The organism is Micromonospora sp. L5 (assembly GCF_000177655.2).
Taxonomy (GTDB): Bacteria; Actinomycetota; Actinomycetes; order Mycobacteriales; family Micromonosporaceae; genus Micromonospora; species Micromonospora aurantiaca.
Genome location: NC_014815.1, coordinates 134,904 through 152,378 on the forward strand (window position 1 = coordinate 134,904; position 17,475 = coordinate 152,378).

The window sequence follows — 17,475 nt, forward strand, 5'->3', positions numbered from 1 at the left end:
TCCCTGGTGTTGGGCGGGGTGGTCTGGAGGGTGCAGGCTGCATGATCGACACCATTACGGCGTGGTGGTGTGGTTCCGGTCGGCGCGATGCAGCCACCTCGCCGAGATGGTGTGGATCATGTGGATCACCGAGGGGCGAGGTGATCGGGGTCGGTCTTGCATGATCGGCACCAGCTCGGCGTGGTGGTGTGGTTCTGGCCGGTCGGATGCCGCCACCTCGACGAGGTGGTGCCGAATCAATGCGGGGCGCGAGTGCCTAGGGCGTGTCCTGCCGATCTTGTAGGGGTTGGTCGTTGACGATGTGTCGGTGGTGCGTCGTGGTGAGTTGACCGATGAGGCGTGGGCGGTGATCGCGCCGCTGCTACCGGAGCCGGGCGGTGCTCGTGGGCGGTGGCGAGATCACCGGCAGGTCATCAACGGGATTTTGTGGAAGCTGCGCACGGGTGCGCCGTGGCGTGACCTGCCCGAACGTTTCGGGCCGTGGAAGACCTGCCATGAGCGGCTGCGTCGGTGGAGCGCCGACGGGACATGGGATCGGATCCTCGCGGCGGCGCAGGTGCACGACGACGGCACACCGGTGCAGTGGACGATCAGCATCGACTCGTCGATCGTGCGGGCGCATCAGCATGCCGCTGGCGCCCGCAAAAAGGGGGCTCCCCGACAAGTCCGGCGACGCCTGGTGCGCAAGATGGCGAGGCCATCGGCCGATCACGCGGAGGACTGAGCACGAAAATCCACCTCGCAGTCGACGGACGCGGCCGGCCGTTGTCGATCCTGCTCACCCCGGGCCAGGCCGGCGACAACCCCCAGCTCCTCGCCCTGCTCGACGCGATCCGCGTCAACCAGCCCGGACCGGGCCGGCCCCGCAAACGTCCGGACGTGCTGATCGCGGACAAGGGCTACGCCCATGACTCCACCCGTCGAGCCCTGCGCCAACGCGGGATCCGGCACGTCATCCCCGAACGCAGCGACCAGATCGCCCGCCGCGCCGCCAAGGGCAGCACCGGCGGGCGACCACCCGCCTTCGACAAGGCGACCTACCGCAAACGCAACGTCGTGGAACGCTGCTTCAACCGACTCAAGCAATGGCGTGACCTGGCCACCCGCTACGCCAAACGCGCATCCCTCTACCGAGCCAGCCTGATCCTCATCGCCGCCATCATCTGGCTTCCATGATCGACAGGACAGGCCCTAGGCCGGGTCGTCGGTGAGACGGTGGCGGTTCGCCTCGATCCAGGCATTCAGCGCCTCCGGGTCGTCCGGGTCCACCCCGTCCGCCATGAGCTGGGCCACCGCCGCGGTGGCCGGGCTGCGCCGCTCGCCGGTGCTGTAGAGCCGCGCGAACTCCGGGACCATCTCGGTGATCGCCTCGTCCGTCCGGGCGGCGGCCGACTGCGACAGCCCGCGCTGCCGGGCCGCGTACGCCGCCCAGGCGCGCAGCACCCGGGGCAGCATCGCCGCGTCGTCCATGTCCAGCACGGCCCGGCGGTGCACCCAGTCGAGCAGGAACAGCTCGGCGACCATCGGGCTCCACCGCATCGGGTCGGCATCCGGGAAGCTGGCCGCGTGGTCGAGCAGCAGGCCGAGGCAGAAGTGCAGCGAGGCCAGCTCGCCGTCGGCCACCTCGGGCAGGCCGAACCGGGTCGCCTCGGGCGAGTCGAGGAAGGCGCGGATCAGGCGGGTGCGCTCCTCGTCGGTGGGCGGCGGCACGACCGCCGGACCGGCCGGCGGGGTCGGCCCCGGGAGTACGGCCAGCCGGGCGCCCACGAGCGCCCGGTCGGTGGCGAGCGAGCCCTGCGCGGGCAGCTCGGTGAGGTCGTCGGTGACCGCCAGGTGGCGGCTCACCTCGGCGTGCATCCGGGCCGGGTCCTCGGTGCGGAACCAGGTGAACTCGTCCTCGGTGCAGATCTCCCGGGCCTGCTCGACGATCCGTCCGGCCGGGCCGCCGACGAAGACGTCCTTGGTGATGCCGATGTTGTGGTCGACGAGGGCAACCAGGGCGTGCTCCGGGCCGCCTTCCTCCTCGTCGTCGTACGCGAACGTGGCGAGGTAGGAGGTCTGGTCGCCGTACACGTCGCCGTAGGCCCAGGCGCCGGTGACGCGCACCCGGCCGAGCTGGCCGGCCCACGACGGGGCGTACGCGCCGGGCCGGACCCGGGCGGCGCCCTCGGCGTCGGGCACCAGGGCGGCGAAGACGGCCCGCAGTGTGGTCGCGGCGGCGCTGCGGCGCCGGGACGTGGCGGCGAGGAAGCCGCTGACGAACTCGCGGACGGCCCGCTCCCGGTCGTGCTCCGCGACGGCGTAGACGCTGCCCAGCAACGCCGCGCCGAGCATCTCCGCGTCCAGGGCCGAGTCGAGCCTCGTCACGTCGCGCGCGGCGTGCAGCACCGCGTCGTAGGGGGTCTGTGGCGTGGCCATGCATCGACCCTACGCCGCACCGGCCGCCCCCACACCGGTCAGCACGCCGGGTTCAGCGCCGTCCCGCCTCGCGCAGTGCGTCCCGGGCCGTGCCGTAGCGTGCCAGCACCGCCCAGACCGGGTCCAGCACGTACTTCTCCCCGACGCTGCCCACCGAGGTGAGCAGGCGCTCCTCCGCCCGCCGCCGGGCCCGCCGGGCGGCCCACCCCACCACCGGCCGGGTGACCGTCGCGACGAGCAGCCCGGCCAGCAGGCCGCCGAGCAGCAGGACCGTGGGCCAGGGCACCACACCGAGCGTCGGGTGTTCGAGCGGCGGCAGGCCGAGCAGGCGCAGCGCGTACCCCAGGACCAGCCAGGCCAGGCCGGCCAGCGCGGCAAGGGTGACCACCCACTGGATCACGCCCACCACCCGCCACCAGCCGGGCCGCCGGTCCATGCCCAGGTCGGTCGCGGCGACCGCGTGGTCGAGCGCGCCCGGCAGGTCGGCCTGCCGGGCCCGGGCCGCGGCGGTCACCGCGGTCGGCCACGGCGCCGGCAGACCGCTACCGGACCGCTCGGCCACCGCGCGGATCGCCAGCGTCAGCGCCGAGCGCTGCGCGGCTGTCGGATCGGGTACGGAGGTCGCCGCGACCAGGCTCTCCGCGGGCGCGTCCGGATCCCGCCCGGGCAGGTGCAGCCGGCGCAGCGGATCCGGCCGCAGCTTGCGCCAGCTCCGCAGCAGCGGCCAGCCGGTGTTGCTCACCGCCCGATGCCGGTACGCGCCCTCGACCGCCGCCGCCACGGTCGGCACCCCGGCCGCCCCGGCCAGTGCCCGGGTCAGCTCCTGCGCCGAGGCGTCACCGGGCCGGGTGCGCGGCGGCTCCGGCCCCACGAGCGGTTCGAGATCGGCCACCACGGCGTCCACGTCGCCGGATAGCCGGCGCAAGGCGGCCTGCCGTTCGGCGACCGTACGCTCCAGCTCGGTCCGCAGCCCCTCCAGCCCGTTCGGGTCCACCGCGACGGTGGGCAGCAGCGGCACCCCGCCGAGCCCGTCGGCGTCGAGCAGCCGGCGCAGGTCGTCGAGGACCTTCGGCAGCTCGGTCGGGTGCAGCCGGTCGGCCTGGTTGAGCACCACGACCGTGACGTCCTTGTGCCTGTGGAACTCGCGCAGATAGCTGGTGTGGATCACGCGGTCGGCGTACTTCTGCGGGTCGACCACCCAGACCACGAGGTCGACGAGGCCGAGCAGGCGGTCGACCTCCAGCCGGTGGCCGTGCTGCACCGAGTCGAAGTCGGGCAGGTCGAGCAGGACGAGGCCATGCAGGTTCGACTCGTCGTCGGCGTCCAGCGGGCTCTCCCGGACGAACCGGTGCCGGGGCAGCACCCCGACCCAGTCGAGCAGCCGGACCGCGCCGTCGAGCGGGCCCCACACGCAGGCGTGCGCCACACCGGTGGTCGGCCGGCGTACGCCCACCGGCGACAGGTCGAGCCGCGCCAGCGAGTTGAACAGGCTCGACTTGCCGCTGCCGGTCGCGCCGGCGAGCGCGACCACCGTGTGGCGGCCGGAGAGCGCCAGCCGGTCACCGGCACGCTCGACCACCGTGTGCGCGGCGACGAGCTGGGCGTCGGGCACGTGGCCGTCCACCGCGCCGAGGAACCGCTGGATCGCTGTCAGCCGTTCGATCAGGGTGTCCGGGTCGACCCGCTGCTCGCCCCGCATCGCCTCGCGCATCCGTCCCACGATGTTGCCCACGGTGCCGTCCTTGCTCGCGCTCACGGTGCGTTCCTTGCTCGCGACTGCGGGGCTCGCAGAACCGGCTCACTCCTCGCGCTCACGGGCGACCGTCCTGCTCGGGGCCCGGGAACAGGCCGCTGCGGTGCCGGGCCCGCTCGACCTCTACGGCGGCCCAGCGCAGCGCCGCACCGGCGTTGGCGGCCGGGCGCTCGGCCTCGGTGCGGCTCAGGTAGCGCGCGGCCTCCTCGGCCAGCAGCTTGCCGACCCGGTCGAGCAGGTCGACGCGGGCCTTGCGGGCCAGGTTGCGGACCGCCTGGTCGCCGAAGATCGCCTGGAGCACGGTCTGCCCGGCCACCGCCGTGCCGGTGCCTGCGGCGACCTCCAGCCCGGTGGGGATGAACGCGGTGGAGGCGAACACGCCGATCATGACCGCGAGGCCGGTGGCGTTCACCGCGTACGCGGCCGTGCGGGCCACGAACCGCCGGTCGCCGCCCTCGACCCGGACCAGCTCCAGCACGCCGCGCTGCCAGTCGCGGACCAGCTGCTCGGCCCGCTGCGGCAGGTCGGCCGAGGGGTGGGCCAGGTCCGGCTCCAGCAGCGCCGCGCCCGCCGGGTGCGCCTTCCAGCCGGTGTACGCGTTCTCCGCCGCCTCGGCGGCCACCCCGCGCAGCAGCGTGACGAGCTGGGACTCGATCGCGGTACGCAGTTCCGAGGCGGGAGCGGGCCGCCCGGTGACCGCCGCGACCACCCGGTCGCGCAGCCGCCCGATGCGGGCCTCCAGCCCACGGAAGAAGTCGCCGGTGCCGATGAACTCCTGCCACCGGGCCAGTACCTCGCCGCGCAGCAGCCGGCCGTCCTTGAGCCCCTGGTCGACGCTCCGCTCCGCGCTCCGGTACGCGGCCTGGACCCGCTCGTCCAGCGCGTCGGCGGCGGTGACCTGCTCGTCGGCGGCCTCGGCCAGCGCCTCGACCACCGGGTGCAGCGCGGCCAGCGCGCCGTCGAGCGTCTGCCGGACCACGGTGGCGCGGGCGTCGGCGTCGGCGGCGAGCCGGGCGAACCAGTCGCTCAGCGGCGCGGTGATCCGGTCCGGCAGCAGCCCCTGCCCGTCCACCCAGGTCTCCGGGAGCACGAACAGCGGCGAGGCGCCCAGCTCCTGCTCGGCGAGCATCTCGGACAGGTGGGTGGCGACCTCGTCGGCGGCCTCCGGGGGCACCCGGTCGAGCACCATCGCCACGGCGGTGCCCCGGGCGCGGGCGCTGCGGAGCAGTTCCCAGGGGACGGCGTCGGCGTACCGGGCGGCGGTGGTGACGAACAGCCAGAGGTCGGCGGCGGCGAGCAGCTGACCGGCGAGCGCCCGGTTGGCGTCGACCACCGAGTCGATGTCGGGCGCGTCGAGGAAGGCCAGGCCGGGCGGCAGCGCCGGCGCGGTGACCAGGTGCAGGGTGCCCGGCTGCTCGCTGGGCTCGGTGGTCCGGGTCAGACCGGGCAGCAGCTCACCCTGCCGGAACCAGGCCGCGTCGGTCGGGCTGCACACCAGCACCGGGGAGCGGGTGGTGGGGCGGAGCACGCCCGCCGCGCTGACCCGCGCCTGGACCAGGCTGTTGACGAGCGTCGACTTGCCGGCGCCGGTGGAACCGCCGACGACCACCAGGAGCGGGGCGTCGAGCCGGGCCAGCCGGGGCAGCAGGTAGTCGTCGAGCTGGTCGGTGAGGCTCGTTGCGGCGTGCCGGGCCGGCTCGGCCGAGGGCAGGGTCAGCGGGAAGCGGGCCGCACTGATCGCCGCGCGCAGGCCGGTGAGCGCGGCGGGCAGGCCGTCGGCGGCGTGAGCAGGCTGGTCGTCGCCCGTGGTGGCTCCGGTGCGGGCTGCGACGGCGGGCGCGCCGGCACGGGTGGCGGAATCGCCATGCGTCGTCACCGCTAAAGCGTGCCCGACCGACGCAAGGTAAGACAACCGGACAGTAGTAACGGTCGGGTTGCGCCGGGTCGGCTCAACCCCGACTTGCGGATTGGCGATCGCGTGGCACTATTGAGTCAAGTTCACTCAACTTGTGGTGCGGTCGCTTCCGGGCGACCCGCCGGGCAGGCCGTCTGACCTGCTCACCCGTTATGAAGCGAGGAAGCGAACATGGCACGTGCGGTCGGCATCGACCTCGGCACGACGAACTCCTGCGTCAGCGTTCTCGAGGGCGGTGAGCCCACCGTCATCGCCAACGCCGAGGGCTCGCGTACGACTCCCTCGATCGTCGCGTTCGCCCGCAACGGCGAGGTGCTCGTCGGTGAGGTCGCCAAGCGCCAGGCGGTGACCAACCCCGACCGGACCATCCGGTCGGTCAAGCGTGAGATCGGCACCAACTGGACCGTCGACATCGACGGCAAGAAGTACACCCCGCAGGAGATCTCGGCGCGCACGCTGATGAAGCTCAAGCGGGACGCCGAGGCGTACCTGGGCGAGCAGATCACCGACGCGGTGATCACCGTCCCGGCCTACTTCAACGACGGGCAGCGCCAGGCCACCAAGGAGGCCGGTGAGATCGCCGGCTTCAACGTGCTGCGGATCGTGAACGAGCCGACCGCGGCGGCCCTGGCGTACGGCCTGGACAAGGGCTCCAAGGAGCAGACCGTCCTGGTCTTCGACCTCGGTGGCGGCACCTTCGACGTGTCCCTGCTGGAGCTGGCCGAGGGCGTGGTGGAGGTCAAGTCCACCAGCGGTGACAACCAGCTCGGTGGTGACGACTGGGACCAGCGCATCATCGACCACCTGGTGAAGACGTTCCGCGGCGAGCACGGCATCGACCTCTCGCAGGACAAGATGGCCATGCAGCGGCTCAAGGAGGCCGCCGAGAAGGCCAAGATCGAGCTGTCCGCCGCCACCACCAGCAACATCAACCTGCCGTACATCACCGCCGGTTCGGCCGGCCCGCTGCACCTGGACGTGACGCTCAGCCGCGCCGAGTTCCAGCGCATGACGCAGGACCTGCTGGACCGCTGCAAGGGCCCGTTCGAGCAGGCCGTCAAGGACGCCGGCATCAAGATCTCCGACGTCGACCACGTCATCCTGGTCGGCGGCTCGACCCGCATGCCGGCCGTGACCGACCTGGTCAAGCAGCTCACCGGCCGCGACCCGAACAAGGGCGTCAACCCGGACGAGGTCGTCGCCGTCGGCGCCGCGCTCCAGGCCGGTGTGCTCAAGGGCGAGGTCAAGGACGTCCTGCTGCTCGACGTGACCCCGCTGAGCCTGGGCATCGAGACCAAGGGCGGCATCTTCACCAAGCTCATCGAGCGCAACACCACCATCCCGACCAAGCGCTCCGAGGTGTTCACCACGGCCGACGACAACCAGCCGTCGGTGCTGATCCAGGTGTTCCAGGGCGAGCGGGACATCGCCGCCTACAACAAGAAGCTCGGCACCTTCGAGCTGACCGGTCTCCCGCCGGCCCCGCGCGGCGTGCCGCAGATCGAGGTCACGTTCGACATCGACGCCAACGGCATCGTGAACGTGCACGCCAAGGACCTGGGCACCGGCAAGGAGCAGAAGATGACGATCACCGGCGGCTCCTCGCTGCCGAAGGACGACATCGAGCGGATGCGCCGGGACGCCGAGGAGCACGCCGACGAGGACAAGCGCCGCCGTGAGGAGGCCGAGACCCGCAACGTGGCCGAGGCGCTCCAGTGGCAGACCGAGAAGTTCCTCGCCGAGAGCGGCGACAAGCTGCCCGGCGAGAACCGTGACCAGCTCAACGAGGCGCTCGGCGAGCTGCGCAGCGCCCTCGGCGGGCAGGACATCGAGAAGATCAAGTCCGCGCACGAGAAGCTGGCGCAGGTCTCCCAGCAGGCGGGCTCGCTGCTCTACGCCCAGCAGCAGGAGGGCGAGCAGACCGCACCGGGTGCGGCCGGGCCGGGTGCCGGCGCGGGTGCGGCCGGTGGCCCGAAGGCCGGTGGCGACGACGACGTGGTCGACGCGGAGATCGTGGACGAGGACAAGAAGTGACATCCGGTCCCGGACACGATTCGCACGGCAGAGGGATGAGGTAACCGCATGACGGACAAGCCACGAGCGGCCGACCCGGGTGCCACCGGGTCGGCGCCGGGCGCCGGGAAGGACACCGGCGACGAACCCCGGGTCGTCATCCGCGACAAGCGCAAGCTCGGCAAGGTGACCGAGCAGCCGGCGAACGACGCCTCGGCGGCCGACGCGGCCGCCGACGCACCCGCCGAAGGGCTGGTCGAGGAGGCCGAGGTCGTGGTCGACGAGATCGGCGGCGAGGCCGAGGTCAGCGGTCCGACCGTGGTCGACTCGCCCGCCGAGCCGAACGGCGGGACCGGCACGGGCGCGCCGCTCGGCGCCGAGCTGGAGTCGCTCCGCACCGACCTGGAGGAGCGCACCCGCGACCTCCAGCGGGTGACCGCGGAGTACGCCAACTACCGCAAGCGGGTCGACCGGGACCGCAACCTGGTTCAGGAGCAGGCCACCGGGGCGGTGCTCACCGCGCTGCTGCCGATCCTCGACGACCTGGACCGGGCCCGTGAGCACGGCGACCTGGTGGGACCGTTCGGCAGCGTGGCCGAGCAGCTCACCGGCGCGCTCGCGAAGTTCGGCCTGACCGCGTTCGGTGAGACGGGTGACCCGTTCGACCCGACCCGGCACGAGGCGGTGGCGCACCAGACCTCCGCCGACGTGACGGAGCCGACCTGCGTCCAGGTCATGCGCCGTGGTTACCAGCTCGGCGAGCGGCTGCTGCGGCCCGCCATGGTCGCGGTCGCGGACCCGGAGTAGTGCCGACCCGTGACGTCCTGCCCGCCCGCACCGGGCGGGCGGGACGACCGGGGTTCGACCCGTGGAAGGGGGTGGACCGGTGAGTTCCAAGGACTGGATCGAGAAGGACTACTACGCCGCGTTGGGCGTGGACAAGTCCGCCTCCTCGGACGAGATCAAGAAGGCGTACCGCAAGTTGGCCCGGGAGTCGCACCCGGACCACAACCCCGGCGACACCGGCGCCGAGGAGCGGTTCAAGACCGTCTCCGAGGCGTACGCGGTGCTCGGTGACGAGAAGAAGCGCCGTGAGTACGACGAGATGCGCTCGCTGTTCGGCTCCGGCGCCTTCCGGCGCAACGCCCGCGGCGCGGGCCAGCCGGGCGGTATGCCGTTCGACGTCTCCGACCTGTTCGGCGGCGGTGCCGGGGGTGGGGACAGCCGGTTCAGCGGCGGCGGCTTCACCGACCTGTTCAGCTCGATCTTCTCCGGCGGTGCAGGTGGCGGCGGTCCGGCACGTCCGCGCGGCCCGGCCCGCGGCCGGGACGTCGAGACCGAGGTGGCGCTCGACTTCGAAGACGCGGTACGCGGCGTCACGCTGCCGCTGACGCTGCGCGCGCCCGGCGTCTGCGACACCTGCCACGGCAACGGCGCGAAGCCCGGCACCCAGCCGGTGGCCTGCCCGGTCTGCCACGGTGCCGGCGTGACCACCCGCAACCAGGGGTCGTTCAGTTTCTCCGAGCCGTGCCGCAACTGCCAGGGTGTCGGCACGATCGTCGAGGAGAAGTGCCCGGAGTGCCACGGCACCGGCGGGGTCACCAAGACCCGCACGCTGCACGTCCGCTTCCCCGCCGGGGTGTCGGACGGGCAGCGGATCCGCCTGGCCGGCCGAGGTGAGCCCGGCGAGCGGGGCGGTCCGGCGGGCGACCTGTTCGTGCAGGTCAAGGTCCGCCCGGACGAGCTGTTCGGGCGCACCGGGGACGACCTGACCCTGAACGTCCCGATCACGTACGCCGAGGCGGTTCTCGGCACGGACCTGCGCGTGCCGACCCTGGACGGGACGGTGACCCTGCGGGTGCCACCGGGTACGCCCAGCGGGCGGGTGCTGCGCGCCCGCGGCAAGGGCGTCGTACGCAAGGACGGCCGCGCCGGTGACCTGCTGGTCACGCTCGACGTGGTGGTTCCGGCGAAGGTCTCGGACGAGGCGCGGGCGGCGCTGGAGACCTTCGCGGCGCAGACTCCGCCCGCCGCGCGGGAACATCTCGACGCGCGGGTACGTCGATTCAGTTGACGGCGGCACCGGAGGTGAGCGGGCATGTCGGAGGAGTACGTCGGCTCGGGTGACCAGGCATACGAGGCCAAGGTCTTGATGATCTCGGTGGCCGCGCGGATGGCGGGGATGCACCCCCAGACGCTGCGCCAGTACGACCGGCTGGGCCTGGTGCAGGCCGGCCGGGCGTCCGGCGGCGGTCGCCGGTACAGCGTCCGGGACGTGGTGCTGCTCCGCGAGGTGCAGCGGCTCAGCCAGGACGACGGGATCAACCTGGCCGGGGTCAAGCGGATCATCGGGTTGGAGCGGCTGCTCGAAGAGGCGCAGCAGCGGGTGGCCCGGCTGGAGGCGGAACTGGACGCCGCGTACCGGCGGATCGCCGAGCTGGAGTCGCTCGGCGGCTTCCCCCGCGGCGACCTCGTGCCCACCAACCGCACATCCACCGCGCTCGTCGTCTGGCGTCCGCGCCGCGCTCCCGACCGCTGATTCCGTACCTGAAGGCCGGCGCGCCCCGCTCCCCCGGGGCCGCGCCGGCCTTCGTCGTTCCCCGGTCGGTTCGCGGGCCGGGTCAGGGGAAAGCGGGGTACGGCAGAGCGGGGTCAACTAGGCTTTTCCATAGGGGCAAAAGCCCCAAAGCGGATTCCGGGCTGGCGGGGGGAGTCATGACGGAACCGGCGAAGAAGGTGGCCGAGCGCGCGGAGGAACGGCTGGAGAAGGTGGCCGAGAACGTGCGCGAGCGGTTCGACCGGGTCACCGAGGGACGCTTCAGCGACAAGGTCAAGGAAGGGCGCTTCGCCGACCAGACGGACCACGGCGTGGACCGGGCGCGGGACGACGAGCGGCGCAAGAAGCAGGGCGGGTCGACCTAGACGATCCGCCGACGTGCGGGCCGGGATCCACGGGGGATCCCGGCCCGTTCGTGTTCTGCAGGGCCGGCCGGGACGTCGGGCTGCTCCGGGCGGGCACCACCCACCCGCCCTCGCGGTCGATCATGAAGTTGGCGGCGACAAACCGGACACCAAACACCGCCAAGTTCATGATCGACCAGGCCGGTCGGGTCGACGTGGCCAGTGATGTCGACGTGGGCGGGTCGAGTGGTCAGAGGCGGCGGTTCTCGCGGACCAGGCCGCCCTCGCACCAGTCCCGGTAGACGAAGAGATCCGGCCGGGCGAGCAGCACCCGGCTGTTGTGCGCCCAGTTGCGCATCAGGTCGTCGCCGGACTTCTCGGCCTGCTCGACCAGCTTGCGGAACCGGCGCTTGGGGTGGGCGCGGAAGTTCGTCCGGATGCCGTCGGCGGCGTAGATGTAGAGGCAGTGCAGCGTGAACCGCCGCGCCGGGCAGCCCTGATCCATGGCCAGATCGAACAGCGTCTGCACTAGGTGGTCACCGGCGACCAGCAGATCCCAGTCCGGCGGCATCGAGGTCAGCGGCACCGAATCCGGCTGATAGGCCCACGCCCGAAGCTCGGCGGGCGAGGGATCGACCGGGTTGGCGAAGCCGCGGAACGTCTCTTCCTGCACGCTCACCGGCCGACCTTCCGCTTGCGCTGGCGGGGGCGCAGGCCACCCGCGGACCCTGGCTGCTGGGCCGAAACGTTAACGCGGTTGGACGGAGCAGGGGTAGACCTTCCCGGGATCAATTTGACAACGCCGGGCCGGATCTGCCCTGCGGCTGATCCGGCCCGGCCCGGTCAGTCGCCGGTGCCCAGGGGCAGCGGCGCGGGCGGCCGTGCGGCGGCGGCGCGGGTGCGCAGCCACTGCTTGAACCACGGGCTGTCCGGCAGGCGGGCGAGCAGCGGCCCGGTCACCACCGTGATCAACACGTACGCGGTGGCGAGCGCGGCGAGCTTCGGCTCCACCGGGTAGACGGCCGCGACGGCCAGCCCGGCGATGACGATGGAGAACTCGCCGCGCGGGGTCAGCGCCAGGCCGGCCCGCCAGCGTCCGGGCTCGGCGATCCCGGCCCGGCGGGCGGCCAGGTAGCCGGTGGCCACCTTCGTCGCCATGGTCACCACTGCGAGCAGCAGCGCGGGCAGCAGCACCGGCGGCATGTCCAACGGGTTGGTGACCAGCCCGAAGAACACGAAGAAGACCGCGGCGAACAGATCACGCAGCGGGGAGAGCAGCTCGGTGGCGTGGTGCGCCACCGGCCCGGACAGCGCGATGCCCACCAGGAACGCGCCGACCGCCGCCGACACCTGGAGCTTGGCCGCGACACCGGCGACCAGCAGGGTCAGGCCGAGCACCCCGAGCAGCAGAGCCTCCGGATCCTTGGCGGAGAGCGCGGCGGAGATCAGGTGGCCGTACCGGATCGCCACGGCCAGCACCACGACCACTGTGAACACCGCGACGGCGAGCGCGATGCCGCCCTTCATCAGGCCGACCCCGGCGAGCAGCGCGGTGACCAGCGGCAGGTAGAGGGCCATCGCCAGGTCCTCGATCACCAGGACGGAGAGGATCACCGGGGTCTCCCGGTTACCGACCCGGCCCAGGTCGCCGAGCACCTTCGCGATCACGCCGGACGACGACACCCAGGTCACGCCCGCGAGCACCACCGCCGCCACCCAGCCCCAGCCGAGCAGGAGCGCGAAGGCGAACCCGGGCAGCGCGTTGAACACCGCGTCGATCAGGCCGGCCGGCGCGGCGGACCGGAGGTTGCCCACCAGCTCGTTCGCGCTGTACTCCAGGCCGAGCATGACCAGCAGCAGGATCACGCCGATCTCGGCGCCGACCGCGAAGAACTCCTCGCTGGCGTTGAGCGGCAGCAGACCACCGTGCCCGAACGCCAGGCCGGCGAGCAGGTACAGGGGGATGGGCGACACGCCGAAGCGACGGCTCAGCCGGCCGAGCAGGCCGAGCAGGAGCAGCAGCGCACCGACTTCGATGAGCAGGATTGTGGTTTCGTGCATACGCGTCAGCCGTCCGGATCGGTCTCGGCGAGGATCGCGGTCACGCCGTCGAGCCCCTGACGGGTACCGACCACGACGACCACATCGCCGGCTTCGAACCGGAAGGTGGGATCGGGCGAGACGTTCACGGCGCCCTGACGCAGCACGGCCACGATCGACGCGCTGGTCCGGGTGCGTGCCTTGGTGTCCGCGAGCCGCCTGCCGACGTACTTCGACCCTGCCGGCATGGCGATCTGCTCGGTCAGCAGCCCAGCGGCCTGCTCGCGCAGCCCGGAGAGCTGACCCAGCATCAGCGACGCGCCGAGGATGTCGGCGAGCGCCTCCGCCTCGTCGTCGGTCAGGGGTATGTCATGTTGGCAGGAGTCGGGATCGTCCGGGTCGTATAGGACCAGGTCGCGGCGGCCATTGCGGTGGGAGACCACGCCGAGCCGGCGGCCGGACTCCGTCATCAGATCATGACGTACGCCGATCCCGGGCAGGGCGGTCTGTTCGACACGTACTCGCACGTCGGTGAGGCTACCGCTGCCACGCACGCACCGCGTCCGGGGCCGAACTGCAGACTGCACAATGCGGCTCGGGCGGCTCGTCTAGGTCCGTTCGGCCACGAACACGCCGACACCTTCGAGCGTCTCGGTGAGGCCGGTCGCGCGCAGGATCATCATCGCCTTGCCGACGACCGTGTCGGAGACGCCGTATTCCTTGCACAGTTGGGCGCGGCTCGGCAGCTTGGTGCCGGGTGGCCACTCTCCCGAATCGATCTTGCTCTTCAGTTCGTCTGCGAGCACTTGGTACTGCTGCTTGGGCATACACACTCCCCGGATGGCATGCCCATTCGACCATGCGCCCACCTCCAACCTCAAGCAATTGTGGGTCGATCGTTGACCTACGACTGGTACCGATTGTAGGTTGCTGACGAACGCTCCCGGATGGCACCTGGAGCTTCCAGGGTCGGGGCGGGCATCCCCCGTGGCTCGTCCCGACCCCCGTCCTCGGCGAGAAGGGACAGTGTCGTGCGCAACCTCCTGCGAATACGTCCGAAGCGGCGGAACGTGCGCCCGCCCGGCTCCGCGCCGGGCGGCGCCTACCGCTCCGCGTCGTACCTTCCGCTCCGGCCCTGGCAGGTGCGGGGCCACAGTTTCAGGACGTGCCGGCGAGGGCTGGACCCCGCCGAGGTCGCCGCGTTCCTCGACCGCGTCGCCGGGGACCTCGCCGCCGCGTACGCCGAAGTCGCACGTAGCCGGGACGAGACGGCGCGGATCAAGGGCGCGTTGCGCGAGTGGCAGTCCCGTCAGGCTCCCTCGATGGGCGACCTGGCTGGGCGGCCGTGACCGGGCGGTACGTGATCCATCTGCCGGTGCGCGCGGCGGACCTGGCCCGGGCGAAGATGCTCGGTCGCACGGCCGGCCGGTCGTTGGCGTTCCTCGCGGTGGTGGAGCTGGGCGGGATCACCGTGTCGACGGAGGACGACCAGTCCGTACGCCATTGGGTGTTCTGCGACCGCAAGCTGGACGGCGGCCGGCGTTGCGTGCTGCGCGCCGACCACGAGACTCCCTGCCTCGCGCGTCTCCCCGGCCGGACCGGAGGACGGTGACTCAGGTCACAGCGGTGGAGTTGAGCGGAATAGACTCAACTCTGGTTGTGTCATGTCCAGTGGACACGCCGATCCGGGGGAGCCCATGAACACGGAACGTCTCACCACCAAGAGCCGCGAAGCCATCACCGGTGCCGTCGCGCTGGCGAACCAGCGCGGTCACGCCACCGTGGAGCCCTGGCACCTGCTGCTGTCACTGCTGGACACCGAAGGCTCGACCGCCGCGGGCCTGCTGCGCGCCGTCGGGGCCGACCCCGCCGAGCTGCGCCGCGTCGCCCAACGCTCGGTCGACGCGCTGCCGGCCGCACGCGGGTCGAGCATCGCCGAGCCGACCCTGGCCCGCGAGTTCGTCAACGCCATCGGCGCCGCCGAGCAGATCGCGCGGCCGCTGGGCGACGAGTACACCTCCACCGAGCACCTGCTGGCCGGGCTGGCCCGGGTCGGCGGCGCGGTCTCGGTCGCGCTGAAGAACTCCGGCGCCACCGAGGAGAACCTGGTCGCCGCGTTCCCGACCGTCCGTGGCGGCGACCGCCGGGTGACTACCGCCGACCCGGAGCAGACCTACCAGGCCCTGGCCAAGTACGGCGTGGACCTCACCGCCAGCGCCCGCGACGGCAAGATCGACCCGGTGATCGGCCGGGACTCGGAGATCCGCCGGGTGATCCAGGTGCTGTCCCGGCGTACCAAGAACAACCCGGTGCTGATCGGCGAGCCGGGCGTCGGCAAGACCGCGATCGTGGAGGGCCTGGCCCAGCGGATCGTGGCCGGCGACGTGCCGGAGTCGCTGCGGGACAAGAAGCTCGTCTCGCTCGACCTCGGCGCGATGGTCGCCGGTGCGTCGTACCGCGGTCAGTTCGAGGAGCGGCTGAAGTCCGTGCTGGAGGAGATCAAGAACTCCGACGGCCAGGTCATCACGTTCCTGGACGAGCTGCACACCGTGGTCGGTGCCGGCAAGGGCGAGGGCTCGATGGACGCCGGCAACATGCTCAAGCCGATGCTGGCGCGCGGCGAGCTGCGGATGGTCGGCGCGACCACGCTCGACGAGTACCGCGAGCACATCGAGAAGGACCCGGCCCTGGAGCGCCGCTTCCAGCCGGTGCTGGTCGGCGAGCCGACCATCGAGGACACCATCGGCATCCTGCGCGGGCTCAAGGAGCGCTACGAGGTGCATCACGGCGTACGGATCACCGACGCCGCACTAGTGGCCGCCGCCTCGCTCTCCGACCGGTACATCACCGACCGGTTCCTGCCGGACAAGGCGATCGACCTGGTGGACGAGTCGGCGTCCCGGCTGCGCATGGAGATCGACTCGCGCCCGGTCGAGGTGGACGAGATCGAGCGGGCGGTACGCCGCCTGGAGATCGAGGAGATGGCGCTCGCAAAGGAGCCGGACGCCGCGTCCGCCGAGCGTCTGGAGCGGCTGCGCAAGGAGCTGGCCGACAAGCGCGAGCAGCTCACCGCGCTCTCCGAGCGCTGGCAGACCGAGAAGAGCCACATCACCAAGCTCTCCACCGCCAAGGAGGAGCTGGAGCGCCTCGGTGGCGAGGCCGAGCGGGCCGAGCGCGACGGCGAACTGGAACGCGCCGCCGAGCTGCGGTACGGCCGGATCCCCGCGCTGCGGACCGAGCTGAAGCAGGCCGAGGAGGAGCTGGCCCGGCTCCAGGCCGACGGCGCGATGCTCAAGGAGGAGGTCGGCGCGGACGACATCGCCGCAGTGGTCGCCTCCTGGACCGGCATCCCCGCCGGGCGGCTGCTCGAAGGCGAGACCGCCAAGCTGCTCCGGATGGAGGAAACGCTGCGCGGCCGCGTGGTCGGCCAGGCCGAGGCGGTGGGCGCGGTCTCCGACGCGGTACGCCGCGCCCGGGCCGGCGTCGCCGACCCGGACCGGCCGACCGGCAGCTTCCTGTTCCTCGGCCCGACCGGCGTCGGCAAGACCGAGCTCGCAAAGGCGCTCGCCGAGTTCCTCTTCGACGACGAGCGGGCCATGGTCCGCATCGACATGAGCGAGTACGGCGAGAAGCACTCGGTGGCCCGCCTGGTCGGCGCCCCGCCCGGGTACGTCGGCTACGAGGAGGGCGGCCAGCTCACCGAGGCGGTACGCCGCCGGCCGTACTCGGTGATCCTGCTGGACGAGGTGGAGAAGGCCCACCCGGACGTCTTCGACGTGCTGCTCCAGGTGCTCGACGACGGCCGGCTCACCGACGGTCAGGGCCGTACCGTGGACTTCCGCAACGCGATCCTGATCCTCACCTCGAACCTCGGTTCGTCGGTGATCAGCGACCTGACGCTCACCGAGAACGAGCGCCGGGAGGGTGTGCTCGCGGTGGTCCGGTCGCACTTCAAGCCGGAGTTCCTCAACCGGCTCGACGACATCGTGGTGTTCGCCGCGCTCCAGGGCGAGGACCTGCGGTCGATCGTGGACATCCAGCTCGACCGGATGCGAACCCGTCTTGCGGACCGCCGGTTGGCACTGGACATCAGCGACTCCGCACGCAACTGGCTGGCCGAGCACGGGTACGACCCGATCTACGGTGCCCGCCCGCTGCGCCGGTTGGTGCAGTCGGCGATCGGCGACCAGCTCGCGAAGGCGCTGCTGGCCGGTGACATCCGCGACGGCGACACGGTCCGCGTCGACCTGTCCGACTCCAAGGAGTCCCTGGCGGTGACCGCCGCCTGACCCGCACCACCCCGCGAAGGCCCGGCCCTCCCGGCCGGGCCTTCGCCGTCCCCGGCCGTGCCGGCCCGCGTGCCGTGGGTGCTGCGTGCCGTGGGTGCTGTGCGCCGTGGTGTTAACAAGGGGCCCTTCCTCTACCGGAGGCGTTA

16 protein-coding genes are annotated in these 17,475 nt (G+C 72.2%); 9 read left to right on the forward strand and 7 right to left on the reverse strand.

Features of this window, described 5'->3' with window-relative positions; all coding sequences use genetic code 11:
- The first annotated feature begins 310 nt into the window (after positions 1–310).
- Positions 311–1,176 (forward strand): IS5 family transposase gene (locus tag ML5_RS31325; protein WP_013474031.1). Its coding sequence is split into 2 segments (ribosomal slippage): positions 311–644 and positions 644–1,176, totalling 867 coding nucleotides; the frame shifts between segments, so codons are not numbered across the junction.
- A 15-nt stretch (positions 1,177–1,191) separates the two neighbouring features.
- On the opposite strand, the gene ML5_RS00695 is transcribed toward ML5_RS31325, so the two are convergent.
- The 3 genes from ML5_RS00695 to ML5_RS00705 are packed head-to-tail and all read right to left on the reverse strand — an operon-like array spanning position 1,192 to position 6,047.
- Entirely contained in the window at positions 1,192–2,418 is a 1,227-nt protein-coding gene (locus tag ML5_RS00695; RefSeq protein WP_013473401.1) for a hypothetical protein, read from the reverse strand.
- A gap of 52 nt (positions 2,419–2,470) precedes the next feature.
- On the reverse strand, positions 2,471–4,174 hold the full coding sequence (locus ML5_RS00700; RefSeq protein ID WP_013473402.1) for a GTPase: 1,704 nt from the start codon (positions 4,172–4,174) through the stop codon (positions 2,471–2,473).
- Between the two features lie 55 nt (positions 4,175–4,229).
- The gene (locus tag ML5_RS00705; RefSeq protein ID WP_013473403.1) at positions 4,230–6,047 is read right to left on the reverse strand and encodes an ABC transporter; all 1,818 of its coding nucleotides are present in this window, start codon (positions 6,045–6,047) and stop codon (positions 4,230–4,232) included.
- Positions 6,048–6,257: 210 nt separating this feature from the next.
- Here ML5_RS00705 and dnaK point away from each other — a divergent pair, with 210 nt between their 5' ends.
- From dnaK to ML5_RS00730, 5 genes are all read left to right on the forward strand, one after another.
- Positions 6,258–8,120: a molecular chaperone DnaK gene (gene dnaK, locus ML5_RS00710; RefSeq protein ID WP_013473404.1), complete on the forward strand. Its 1,863-nt coding sequence runs from the start codon at positions 6,258–6,260 to the stop codon at positions 8,118–8,120.
- Between the two features lie 48 nt (positions 8,121–8,168).
- Entirely contained in the window at positions 8,169–8,906 is a 738-nt protein-coding gene (gene grpE, locus ML5_RS00715) for a nucleotide exchange factor GrpE (RefSeq protein ID WP_013473405.1), read from the forward strand.
- A gap of 79 nt (positions 8,907–8,985) precedes the next feature.
- On the forward strand, positions 8,986–10,173 hold the full coding sequence (dnaJ, locus tag ML5_RS00720; protein WP_013473406.1) for a molecular chaperone DnaJ: 1,188 nt from the start codon (positions 8,986–8,988) through the stop codon (positions 10,171–10,173).
- Positions 10,174–10,197: 24 nt separating this feature from the next.
- Positions 10,198–10,638 (forward strand): heat shock protein transcriptional repressor HspR, encoded by a 441-nt coding sequence (locus tag ML5_RS00725; protein WP_013283367.1) that lies wholly within the window; start codon positions 10,198–10,200, stop codon positions 10,636–10,638.
- A gap of 176 nt (positions 10,639–10,814) precedes the next feature.
- On the forward strand, positions 10,815–11,021 hold the full coding sequence (locus tag ML5_RS00730) for a hypothetical protein (protein WP_013283368.1): 207 nt from the start codon (positions 10,815–10,817) through the stop codon (positions 11,019–11,021).
- A gap of 229 nt (positions 11,022–11,250) precedes the next feature.
- Here ML5_RS00730 and ML5_RS00735 read toward each other — a convergent pair whose 3' ends face one another.
- The 4 genes from ML5_RS00735 to ML5_RS00750 all read right to left on the reverse strand — a co-directional run bounded on the left by ML5_RS00735 (position 11,251) and on the right by ML5_RS00750 (position 13,867).
- Positions 11,251–11,679: a hypothetical protein gene (locus ML5_RS00735; protein ID WP_013473407.1), complete on the reverse strand. Its 429-nt coding sequence runs from the start codon at positions 11,677–11,679 to the stop codon at positions 11,251–11,253.
- A 164-nt stretch (positions 11,680–11,843) separates the two neighbouring features.
- Complete coding sequence (locus ML5_RS00740; protein WP_013283370.1) at positions 11,844–13,061, reverse strand: cation:proton antiporter; 1,218 nt, start codon at positions 13,059–13,061, stop codon at positions 11,844–11,846.
- Between the two features lie 5 nt (positions 13,062–13,066).
- The gene (locus ML5_RS00745; RefSeq protein ID WP_013283371.1) at positions 13,067–13,567 is read right to left on the reverse strand and encodes a cation:proton antiporter regulatory subunit; all 501 of its coding nucleotides are present in this window, start codon (positions 13,565–13,567) and stop codon (positions 13,067–13,069) included.
- 81 nt (positions 13,568–13,648) lie between these two features.
- Positions 13,649–13,867 carry a winged helix-turn-helix domain-containing protein gene (locus ML5_RS00750; protein WP_013283372.1) on the reverse strand — a complete coding sequence of 73 codons (219 nt, stop codon included), beginning with the start codon at positions 13,865–13,867 and terminating at the stop codon, positions 13,649–13,651.
- A gap of 204 nt (positions 13,868–14,071) precedes the next feature.
- Here ML5_RS00750 and ML5_RS00755 point away from each other — a divergent pair, with 204 nt between their 5' ends.
- The 3 genes from ML5_RS00755 (at position 14,072) to clpB (ending at position 17,329) form a co-directional block, all read left to right on the forward strand.
- Positions 14,072–14,389, forward strand: coding sequence for a DivIVA domain-containing protein (locus ML5_RS00755; RefSeq protein ID WP_013473408.1), 318 nt, complete (start codon positions 14,072–14,074; stop codon positions 14,387–14,389).
- Entirely contained in the window at positions 14,386–14,652 is a 267-nt protein-coding gene (locus tag ML5_RS00760; RefSeq protein ID WP_013283374.1) for a hypothetical protein, read from the forward strand. Before ML5_RS00755 ends, ML5_RS00760 begins: the two co-directional genes overlap by 4 nt.
- Before the next feature lie 85 nt (positions 14,653–14,737).
- Complete coding sequence (clpB, locus tag ML5_RS00765; RefSeq protein WP_013473409.1) at positions 14,738–17,329, forward strand: ATP-dependent chaperone ClpB; 2,592 nt, start codon at positions 14,738–14,740, stop codon at positions 17,327–17,329.
- The last annotated feature ends 146 nt before the right edge of the window (positions 17,330–17,475 follow it).